The following is an 11,971-nucleotide window of genomic DNA, read 5'->3' as shown; positions in this document are numbered from 1 at the left end:
AAGGTGCAAACGCTACAAGGAACGGTAGCTATAGGTTTTTAGAGCGGTTGAATACCTTTCCGCTCTTTTAAGCATAACATAAAGTCCCCCTAAAAGGGGGAGGCTTTAAACCCAATTTTTCGGTAATATCATGTCCGGTAGCACCGTTTGTGTATAAAATTAAGGTAAAAATGGGAGAAAACCTTCTGCCTCCTGCCTTCCCCTCCTGGGAGGGGTTAGGGGTGGGTTGCCTCCTGCCTTCGGACAACCATTGTCTAATTATTCAACCGGACATGATATAAGTCCTGCTTATGTTAAGTTTTGTGTGCGTTTGCCCTGGCACCAAGTGCTTTAATATCATGTCCGATAGCATCGGAGCGTGTATAAAATTAAGGTGACACTCTTGAGAAAACCTTCTGCCTCCTGCCTCCTGCCTCCTGCCTTCTGTACACCAAAGTCTAACTATTCAACCGGACATGATATAACTACAAATCCTGATGACGAATCCATTCAGAACGGCGATAACCCCGCTTGAGATGGGTTTTAAAGCGAACGCCACTGTTGTAAGTCTCGCGGAGAGCCTGAATTGCAGTGCGCAATTTTGGCAGCACCTCCTTGAACTGGTTAAAGGGAATCAAAATAGCAAAATAGTCGTTGTCAGACAGACGAATAATCAGCTTGAGCTTAATACTATCAACTTCAGTGGCAAAGTCAAATCCATCTTCCTTGGCAATTTTACGCACCTGAGCCAAGATGGCTTGTATTTTCAAGTCTTTCTGTTTTTGGCGCTTGGCAGCCTGGGCTTTTTGCTGATCAACCCGCTTCAAAAATGCTTGAACCAGGGCAACCACCTCACCAATGTCTGAAACAGGGGCAGGCGATCGCTCTCTGCCCAACTCTACCCAGAGCTGTTGCTCCGGACTCCTGAGCAAATGTAAATGGGTATGATCTCGATACCAGCGATCGCTTGATTCTTCCAGCAGAATAGAACAACAGAGAGTGTTGCTGGGGGGCTTGTCTCCATTTGCCCCCCCTTGGAAACGACTATAATGATGACAGTTATCATTCCGCTTAACGCCAGCGAGAGGCTCAACTCTTGCCAACAACTCTTCCGCCAGTTCTCGGGCTTGTTCGGGGTCAACGTTGAGGGGTTTCTCCCCCGAGATATTGTCCCGGAGGAGCTTTTGCAAACTTCGTGATGTGATAGACATAATACAAACGACCTTCTTTAGCTGACATTTGACGATCGCATGACTAGATTGGGTATCTCTCTGGCAGAACGTTTGAGATAGGCCCCTTGCCCCAGATGCTGTAGATTTGGATAACAACTCTGTTGACATCCTCCCCTGCCTAAAGGCGAGGGGATTCCCACATCACTGCGGGACTTTCCTCTTTCCTCGAGTCGACTTACTTGCCTGAGTTTCCTCAACCAAGCAGAGGTCGTTCTCTCCAGAGGCCGTTATTCCAACTGTGCCCCAGGGTAGTTGCTAATTCTCTTAATGCTGATTGGAGTATGTTGATTGCTGCATTCTCGTCCCTGTCGGCAACATAACCACAGTGTGGACATTGATGAGTCCTGGTGCTGAGAGTCTTCACAACAGTTTCACCGCAGCTTGAACAATTTACAGAAGTATATGCAGGTTCTACTGCTACTATAGGCACACCATAGACTCTGCCAAAATACTCCAACCATTCTCGCTCACCTGTACCATGCTGCATCTGCTATGGACTTCGCTAACTTATGGTTTTTCATCATCCTTTCGCACTTTCAGGTTTTCTATCGCTACCAAGTCGCACTTACTGTATGACGCGCTGTGCTAATTTAACTGCCCAGTCGTTACGTCTGCGTGAAACCTTTAGATACGCTCTGCCTAACCTATTTCTCGCCCTAATCCTGTTTTGAGCACCTTTTTGAGTACGAGATAAACGGCGTTGTAGTTTTTTGATTTTTTTCTCATCTTTCCTCAAAAATCTCGGATTCTCGATTTTTTGGCCCTTTGAGTCAGTGTAGAAATGATTTAAACCTAAGTCTATTCCTAATTGCTCTCCTGTGAGATTTTTCTTCTCCTCTCTAGTATGGTTGATCGAGAATTGAGCATAGTAGCCATCATGCCTTCTGACAACTCTGACTCGTTTGATTTGATTGAGTTGATAAAAATGAAGGTTTCGACTACCCCAAAGCTTAAAAGTACCTGCTTTGAAGCCATCAGTAAAAGTTAAATAGCGTCTATCTTCTGATAGTTTCCATCCGCTAGTTTTGTACTCTACTGAGTCTCTCACAAGGTATTTTTTAAACTTGGGAAAACCCTTCTTACCAGCAACATTAGCTTTACAGTTTCGATAGAATCTTTCTATTGCTGCCCATGCTCTCTCAGCATGAGCTTGTCTTGCCATGGAGTTAAGTTGCTTTGTCCAGGGGAACTCAGGATTGTGTGCTAGTTTTGTACAGTATTTGTAGGCATCGTTACGACTATGAATTTCTCTATCTATCCATGCTCGGATAATGCTATTGCGCACAAATCGACCAGTCCTAATGGCTGAGTCTAGCCGATTATACTGGCCTTGTGTGCCTTGCAACTTCATTTCATAGATGAGCATAGAAATGTTTTATTTTTTAATGCTACGATAAAACCTTACCACACAGTTGAGCATATCTGCAACTAGATATATGCATTAAAAAGTCTCCCTCAAAGGGGGAGGCACCTACCCCAATTTTCCGGTAATCCCGGTGTTCCTCCAGATACCACCTCTGCACAGAGCCAAAATTCGTCCCTCCTCGTCCCGTTAACTGGACTTCCCGATGGTCCTGACGGAACGTCGTCATAATTATGATAGCACTCATTTTGGTAGGGCCTTTAGAATCCCACAAATGCCATTTGCCTCTACTAGCTAGATATGGTAGTTCTGCCTAAGTCCTGATTTAAGATAAATACTTTTTCTCATTTATCCGACTGGACAGTACAAAGTTCTGAGTAGGAAAAAAACATTCCTCTCTAAAACTATTCAACCTGACATGATATTATATCGCTTTTTTGACATCCTCCCGACGTTGCGCTTACAAGGGCAGCGCGGGATTCCTAAACCTCGCGGCTCAGGACTTTCTGCTTCCTCTTGACAGAGGAGCTGCGCTTTTCATGTCGCGAAGCGAAACGTAGCACCTGCTGAGGAGGCCAAACCTCTTTCTGGTCTAAAGGCGCGCTCCACAGACTGAAACTGCTAGCCCAGCAGCCTAGTTCTATGTTAGGATAGCATACCCTTGTAAGAACCGCTCTTATTGATTGGTTTTCCCATCTCTCCGCTCCCCTTCGGGAGAGCGCGGGTCTTTAACCAACGTTGAGATAAAGCAGCAATTTCTCTAAACTTATGGAACAACAATCACTTTCATCTGAACAATTATTTCAGCTTTTAGAACAAGTTCACAGTAAGCTTGAAACAGTCGATAGAGAAAAAACAGAACCCATTGCCATTATTGGAGTCGGTTGCAGATTTCCTGGTAACGCCAATGGCCCTGATTCATTCTGGCATCTATTACATGAGGGTATTGATGCAGTAACAGAAATACCATCAGACCGCTGGGATATTGAGAGCTACTACGACCCAGATCCAGAAGCTCCCTTAGCAGCATATACTCGACAGGGGAGTTTCATTCAACAAGTTGACCAGTTTGACCCTCAGTTTTTTGGTATTTCTCCCAGAGAAGTAGTAAGCTTAGACCCCCAACAAAGATTGCTCTTAGAAGTTACCTGGGAAGCACTAGAAAACGCTGGAATTGCACCAAATAATCTGAAAAATAGTAAGACAGGGGTATATGTTGGAATTTGCACCGATGACTATACATCAGTCCAGCTCGCCACCGCAACAGCAAAAATAGTTACCCAAATTCTTGACCAATCTTCTAAAAGCCAGGAGAATAATGTTTCTGCTGATGCCTACTCTAGTCTAGGTAGCGCCCGCAGCATGGCAGTCGGTCGTATTTCCCATCTACTGGGTTTACAAGGCCCAAATATTCAGTTAGATACAGCCTGTTCGTCATCTCTAGTAGCGACGCATCTGGCGTGTCAAAGTCTGCGCTTAAAAGAATCCAACTTAGCTCTAGTAGGGGGAGTAAATTTGATTCTCTCTCCTGGGAATACAGTTGCTCGTTCTAAAATTAAATCCCTAGCTCCTGATGGCCGCTGCAAAACTTTTGACGCATCCGCAGATGGTTATGGTCAAGGAGAAGGATGCGGAGTTGTTGTTCTCAAGCGTCTTTCTGATGCTATGGCAGACGGAGATATAATTTTAGCAACGATTCGAGGTTCAGCTATTAACCATGACGGACCAAGTAGTGGTTTGACTGTTCCCAATAAAAAGGCACAGAAAGAAGTTATACAACAAGCACTGCAAAATGCCAGAGTAGAACCCCATCAGGTGAGCTATGTGGAAGCACATGGGACGGGAACAACTCTGGGAGACCCCATAGAATTAGAAGCTTTAGCAGCAATTTATGGCAAAAAACGTCCAGAAAATCAACCCTTGGTAGTGGGGTCGGTGAAAACTAATTTCGGGCATTTAGAAGCAGCAGCAGGAGTTTCATCTTTAATCAAAGTAGCACTTGCACTTCACCATCAGGAAATACCTCCTCATTTACACTTTAAGAATCCTAATCCCTATATTCCTTGGGATCGGATTCCTGTAACTATCCCCACTTCTGGAATTCCCTGGTCTCAGGGAGAGAAACCCAGGATGGCAGGAGTGAGTTCCTTCGGGATGAGTGGGAGCAACATTCATATCATTTTGGAGTCTGCTCCTATTCAAGTCAAAAGTCAAAAGGCAAAAGGCAAAAGTGAAATTCAACTCAAAAGTCAAAAGTCAAAAGACAAAAGTGAAATTCAACTCAAAAGTCAAAAACGAGTGCGTAATTCTGAGGTTTCCTCAGAATGTAAGACGCACTCAAGACAGTCAAAAGGCAAAAGTGAAGAAAGTTTAGAACGTCCGGTTCATTTATTAACGTTGTCAGCAAAAACTCAACCTGCTCTTGAAGAGTTGGCGAAACGTTATTGTGAGTATTTAGAAAATCATGTAGAGACGTTTCATGGAACGTCCTTACCAGATATTTGTTATACAGCAAATGTGGGGCGCTCTCATTTTCAACATCGTCTTGCCGTGCTGGCAACTTCAGAAAATGAAATCAGAGAAAAATTAGAAAGCTTTAATACTGAAAATGAAGTTTTAGGGTTGTTCTCTAGTCAACTTCCTAACACTACCAGTAAGCCTAAAATTGCTTTTTTATTTACTGGTCAAGGTTCCCAATATGTAAGCATGGGATGGGAGTTGTACCAAACTCAACCCACATTTCGGAGTGTTTTGGAGGAATGCAACAAAATTCTGCAACCTTACCTAGAAAAACCTCTGTTAGAAGTGCTTTTTGGGAAGACTGCTTTGATCGATCAAACTGCATACACTCAACCAGCTCTGTTTGCCCTCGAATATGCTCTAGTCAAGTTATGGAAATCTTGGGGAGTACAGCCAAACATTGTCATGGGTCATAGTGTTGGAGAATATGTGGCAGCAACTGTAGCGGGAGTTTTCAGTCTCGAAGAAGGTCTGAAGCTGATCGCTACTAGGGGAAAATTAATGCAACAGTTACCTGATGGCGGAGAAATGGTGTCAATATTGGCATCTGAATCTCAGGTCCGGTTAGCGATCGCTCCCTATAACTCAGAAGTAGCTATTGCTGCTATTAATGGTCCGGAAAGTATTGTGATTTCTGGAGCAAGTGGAGCTATTGGAGAAATTTGTAGTCAATTGGAATCTCAGGGAGTTAAAACTAAACGCCTACAAGTATCCCATGCTTTCCACTCTCCATTAATGGAACCTATGCTGGCAGAATTTGAAGCGATCGCTAGACAAATTACTTATAATCAACCCCAAATTCCATTAATATCAAATATTTCTGGAAAATTAGCTGATAAAAGCATTGCCACAGCGAAATATTGGGTGAATCATATCAGGCAATCAGTACGGTTCGCTCAGAGTATGGAAACTTTGGATCGGCAAGGATATAAAGTCTTCCTGGAAATCGGACCAAAACCAGTATTGTTGGGAATGGGGCGTCAATGTTTGCCTGAAAATCAAGGAATGTGGTTGCCTTCTTTGCGTCCGGGTAAAATCCCCCTCCTGTCTCCCTTAGAAAGGGGGAAGCCAGAGGATGCTTCGCTTTTGAACGATGGGAAGCCAGAGGAAACTGCGCTTTTGAGAGGAGAGTGGGAACAAATACTTTCTAGTTTAGCAGAGTTGTATTTGCAGGGAGTAAAAGTTGACTGGTTAGGGTTTGACCAAGATTATATTCGTTGTAAGGTGATGTTACCGACTTACCCGTTTCAACGAGAAAGGTATTGGATAGAAACTATTCAAAATCTACAACAACTTCTAGATTCTGGGGAAGGAAAAGCATTCAATATTGCTGAAAAGATTAATACTCCTATTATTAATCAACTCAGTCAAGGAAATATTGAAAATTTATTGAAAAAACTAGAAAAGAACGGTAATTTATCACAGGAACAACTTAAAATATTTCCGGATTTATTAGCATTATTATCTCAGGAATATCAAAAAGAACTAGAACAATATGCTAGCAATAATTGGTTATATGAAGTTCAATGGAAACCTAATACTAACAATAAAAAGACTATCGAGCAGCCCTGTCATTGGTTGATTTTTGCAGATTCGACAGGAGTAGGTGAAGCAATAAAAAATAAATTACAGAAGTTGGGAAATGAATGTAGTATAGTTTATAAATCCGATAGTTATCAACAGCGTGAAACAGAAAATTATCAAATAAATCCATCTAATCCCCAAGATTTTGAAAACGTATATCAAATAATTACTAAAACCAGCAAACTTCCCTTACAAAAAATCATTCATCTGTGGAGTTTAGACGTTAGTTCGGAAGAAGATTTAACAAATTTAGAGGAAGCACAATTATTAGGATGCGGCAGTGTACTGCACTTATTACAAACTGTAGCGATCGAGCAAAACTCAAACTCACCTAAACTTTGGTTGATTACTAGAGGAACGCAACAAGTATTATCTGAAACAGAGAAATTAACAGTGGCAACATCATCTCTGTGGGGATTAGGTCGAACGATCGCTTTTGAACATCCGCAACTTTGGGGTGGTTTGTTAGATTTAGATCCACAGAGTTCGGAAGAAGAAGCGGAAATACTATTGCAACAGATAACAGATAGTCAAAAAGAAGACCATCTAGCAGTGCGCGATCGTCAAACTTATGTTCCTCGTCTAGTCAAGCACTTTCCCCAAGAGTTTCAACCCTTGTCATTGTGTTCCGATGCCACATATTTAATTACTGGAGGATTGGGAGCGCTTGGCTTACAGATAGCAGAGTGGATGGTAGAAAAAGGTGCAAGAAATTTAGTTTTAATCAGTCGTCGTCAACCCTCAGAGCAAGCACAACAGACTATTCAAGGTTTAGAAAAACTAGACGTTCAAGTAAAAGTTTTGTCAGCAGATATCTCAGTAGAAACAGATGTAATCAAAATTCTAGAGCAAATCCAGACACCTCCATTGCGAGGAGTAATTCATGCAGCAGGAGTTTTGGATGATGGTGTACTGCAAAGAATGAATTGGGAGCGCTTTACTAAAGTAATGGCACCAAAAGTCAACGGTGCTTGGCATCTACATAAATTAACCAAACATTTGTCTCTAGACTTTTTTGTTTGCTTTTCTTCCACTGCTTCCTTATTAGGTTCCCCTGGTCAAGGAAACTATGCTGCTGCCAATGCTTTTATGGATGCTTTAGCTTATTATCGTAGAGGGATCGGATTACCTGGATTAAGTATTAACTGGGGAGCATGGTCTGAAAGTGGAATGGCAACTCGTGTCGCCAGTCAGTATCAAAACAGAATGGAAACCGCAGGGATAAGTTCGATTTCTCCAGGTAGAGGAATGCAAGTATTAGAGCAACTTGTACAGAGTAAGTCTAAAGCACAGGTGGGAGTGTTACCAGCAGATTGGTCAGTGCTGGCAAAACAATGGGGTTTAGCAAATCCAAGTTCTTTACTTTTGGAACTTTTACAACAGGAAACAACATCAAAACAGACAGACGAACAAATTTTAGACAAATGGAAAGCAGCACCAACGACTGAACGCCAAGAGATATTGAAAACTTATATTCAATCTCTAGTAGCAAAAAGCATGGGAATTAAATCATCAAAAATTCCTGCTGATGCTAATTTGATTGAACTGGGTATGGATTCGTTAATGACTATGGAAGTTGTTAATCAACTCAGTCGCGACCTGAATTTCATCATCTACCCCAGAGAGTTTTACGAACGACCAAAAATTAACTCCCTAACTCAATATTTGAGTGCTGAGTTGAATAATAATACTGCTCATCAACCCTCCCCAACAAGTTTAGAAATCTTCGATACCCAATCTATTTCTCCACCTCTAGCTTCCAGCTCAGAACGTCTTCCTGGTATTATTTTCATTCTTTCCAGTCCGCGCTCAGGTTCAACTTTACTCAGGGTGATGTTAGCTGGTCATTCGTCTCTCTTTTCACCACCAGAGTTGCATCTTTTGCCATTTAATACTATGAAGGAGCGACAGGAAAAACTTAATATTTCTTACTTGGGTGAAGGGTTACAAAAAGCGTTCATGGAAATTCAAAATCTGGATGCAACAGCTAGTCAGACTCTGATTCAAGATATGGAGTCACAGAATTTATCTATTCAGCAGGTATATGGAATGATGCAGGAAAACATAGCACCTCGTTTGCTAGTAGATAAATCTCCTTCCTATGCAATAAATAGAACAATTTTAGAACGAGCAGAATCCATATTTGCCAACTCCAAATACATTTATTTGGTTCGTCATCCGTACTCAGTCATAGAATCATTTGTACGGATGCGGATGCAAAAACTTGCTGGATTGGGAGATGAAAATCCTTACCAAATAGCGGAGCAGGTATGGGTTAAAAGTAACCAGAATATTCTAGATTTCTTAAATGGGTTAGAACAGGAGCGTCACCATCAAATTCACTATGAAGAATTAGTGAAGGAACCAGAACAAGTGCTATCCCAATTATGCGACTTTCTGAATATTGATTTTGAGTCAGAACTTTTGCAACCTTATCAAGGCGAGCGGATGACAGAGGGTGTTCATCAAAGCTCATTATCAATTAGTGACCCCAACTTTCTCAAGCACAACACTATTGATGGGAACTTAGCAGACAAATGGAAAACTATTCAACTACCGCATCTGTTGGGAGTAGAAGCTCAAAATATAGCGAAGCAAGTCAATTATGAATTACCTAGTATAAACCAACAACAACAAACTCAAATTTCTGCACCTCCTACAACAGAACAACTAACTATGGAGGAAAAATTTATAGAGTTTCGAGGAAATCAGATTTGTTTATGTAGTTGGGGTTCTTCAAATGCTCCTGTAGTTTTGTGTATTCATGGTCTTTTAGAACAAGGATTAGCTTGGCAAGAAGTCGCACTTCCCCTAGTAGCAAAGGGTTATCGGGTAGTAGCTCCTGACCTATTTGGCCACGGACGTTCCTCTCATTTAGAAATGGTAACTTCTTATAATTCACTGACATTTTTAGCTCAGATAGACCGAGTAATTCAGGAATTTTCAGACCAACCTTTGTTGTTAGTAGGTCATTCTATGGGGGCAATGTTAGCAGCAGCGATCGCTAGTGTACGATCTGAGCTAATCAAAAGGTTAATTTTAGTTGAACTTCCACTACCTGCGGAGGAAGGTAAGCAGGAATCTACTGTCAATCAGCTTGCAACTTGTTTAGACTACCTGATTTCTACTCCTCAACATCCTATCTTTCCAGATGTGACAACTGCTGCGAAAAGATTACGCCAAGGGACGCCAAGTCTGTCAGAAGAATTTTCACACATCTTAGCTCAACGATCGACAAAACCAGCTAGTGGCGGAGTGTGTTGGAGTTGGGATGCTATTCTTCGTACTCGTTCTGTTTTGAGTTTTAACAATTTTAATGGCGATCGCTCTCAATATTTGGAGATGCTCAAATCTATTCAAGTTCCTACTACCTTAGTCTATGGGGATAATAGTAAACTAAATCGACCAGAAGATTTACAACAACAACAAATAACAATGACTCAAGCAAAACAAGTTTTTCTTCCAGGAGGACATAATCTTCATATTGATGCTGCTACTGGTTTGGCATCGCTTATCTTGACATCACAGGGGAGTAGGGGAGTAGGGGAGTAGGGGAGATAAAGTAAAGATGTGACAATGATAGAAGATAAGACAATTTTTTTCTACCGAATTAAACTGATTTGATATAATATCATGTCTGGATAATCATCAGTTATAAAAAAAACCTTCTCCCTTTAAACTTTTCTTTCCCTTCTGCCCTCTGCCTTCTGCCCTCTGCCTTACCTCCTCCAAAGTGTAACTATTCAACCGGACATGATATTACTCATTGAACAATTAAAGGTTATTCAATAATGAAAAATAGGGAAAAATTTTTAGCCATCGAACTATGGTGGGAAATTCCACTGGCATTGTTATCTTTTATATTTTTTAAAAGTGTGAGATTCTCGCTCCGCACTCTTGTTAATATTGCTACTAACTCTAACAAAAAGAAGGTTTATAAATGGCTAGTTTTTTCAGCGGAACTTTTAGAAAAGCCTCTAGTACTACCCTCTCTTTTAACTACTGGCCCCCGATGGAATCCTCATGCCATTGCTGCTGGTGCTGGACCTTTTGAAATTGTAGAATCATTAGCAATAGAAATCAGTTCTTGTGTGGCTTCAGCTAAGTCATGGAGTATAGGTATCTATAAATTTCCTGAAGCAAAAGCTGTCAAATATATAGCATCTGATGGTTCAAATTCTCAGGAACAATGGCATAAATTAACACTCGAACCTGGAAAATATACTCTGGGGTTAAGATATTATAATTGGTACAATGAAGTAAATTTGCCTGCTGTTAAGGTCGATAGTAATCTCATCATTAATGCTGAATCAGTTGATGGTAATAATGTCAATAATTATTTTCAAAATTTAACAGCACGAGATAATCTTTTTTACCGTTCTCTCAATTATTATATATTTACTATCTTAGTCTGTCAGGAAAGGTTGCCTCAAGAATGGGTGAGAAAAGAATATTTACCTGTGGGAGACCCTAATAACGAGTTTATCTATGGATTTATTTATAAAAATTACTCTTTAAGTCTAAAATTAAATTCGTTATTACTCGCTAATTATGATGTTTATTTAACAATATATAATCGTTCTAGTCTGCCGATTATTTATTCTCAAATTAATTCTGAAAAATACACATCTCCTGTGATAGAAACAGATGGTTTTTATTTGTTGAGACTGCGCTCCAAGTCCAATTTGGGCAATAAATTATTTGAGAGAAATTGGATTAGTACAGAACTTTTACAGCAGATTTCGGGCAAATGATGTACAGGATAAATCGTGAAAATATTGTAGTGCGGGCATCTTGCCCGCGCGGGTGTACCTCATAATATCATGTCCGGTTGAATACTTACACTTTGGAGGTCCGAAGGCAGGAGGCAACCCACCCCTAACCCCTCCCAGGAGGGGGAGGCAGAAGGGAAGAAAAGGCGCTCATGAGAAAAAGTGTTTTATCACGCTATTATCCGGACATGATATAACAACGAAAAGCGCTGTATCAGATGATATCAAGTAAGTAGTGTGCCACTACAGCAAGGTTTGAGAGATCTACAAACTGCTTTTCCTACGGAATGCTACGCAAACACTAACTTTTTTAGTGGAGGTGCTAAATATCGTAACCCACATTCCGCATGACAAAATCTAAAATTCTGTCTCCTGTCTTCCCCTCCTGGGAGGGGTTATATCATGTTCGGATAATCAGTTATAAATAAAATTTAATGACTGATAGTATCGACAGTACCAAAGAAATACTGAAATTCTCTTTACTTTTCTCCAATATTTCCTCTTTTTCTCCTTTCTTCCCT

The 11,971-nt window shown here is 41.0% G+C and carries 3 protein-coding genes and 1 pseudogene; 2 read left to right on the top strand and 2 right to left on the bottom strand.

Annotated features, from left to right (window positions below; all coding sequences use genetic code 11):
- Window positions 1-464: 464 nt before the first annotated feature.
- Complete coding sequence (locus tag F6K54_RS29430; RefSeq protein ID WP_293085721.1) at window positions 465-1,082, bottom strand: hypothetical protein; 618 nt, start codon at window positions 1,080-1,082, stop codon at window positions 465-467.
- A gap of 270 nt (window positions 1,083-1,352) precedes the next feature.
- Window positions 1,353-2,577, bottom strand: a pseudogene (locus F6K54_RS29425) (RNA-guided endonuclease InsQ/TnpB family protein).
- 765 nt (window positions 2,578-3,342) lie between these two features.
- On the opposite strand from F6K54_RS29425, the gene F6K54_RS29420 reads away from it, so the two are divergent.
- A complete protein-coding gene (locus F6K54_RS29420) occupies window positions 3,343-10,230 on the top strand; it encodes a type I polyketide synthase (RefSeq protein ID WP_293085718.1) in 6,888 nt (2,295 codons plus the stop codon).
- A gap of 239 nt (window positions 10,231-10,469) precedes the next feature.
- On the top strand, window positions 10,470-11,432 hold the full coding sequence (locus F6K54_RS29415) for a DUF6208 family protein (protein WP_293085716.1): 963 nt from the start codon (window positions 10,470-10,472) through the stop codon (window positions 11,430-11,432).
- Window positions 11,433-11,971 lie beyond the last annotated feature (539 nt).

This window comes from Okeania sp. SIO3B5 (assembly GCF_010692555.1).
Taxonomy (GTDB): Bacteria; Cyanobacteriota; Cyanobacteriia; order Cyanobacteriales; family Microcoleaceae; genus Okeania.
Note: the sequence above shows the minus strand (reverse complement) of the source record. Positions and strands in the feature narration are given on the sequence as shown.

Coding starts and splice junctions, on each gene's coding strand:
- F6K54_RS29420 (WP_293085718.1), top strand. CDS start 3,343: ATGGAACAACAATCACTTTCATCTGAACAATTATTTCAGCTTTTAGAA.
- F6K54_RS29415 (WP_293085716.1), top strand. CDS start 10,470: ATGAAAAATAGGGAAAAATTTTTAGCCATCGAACTATGGTGGGAAATT.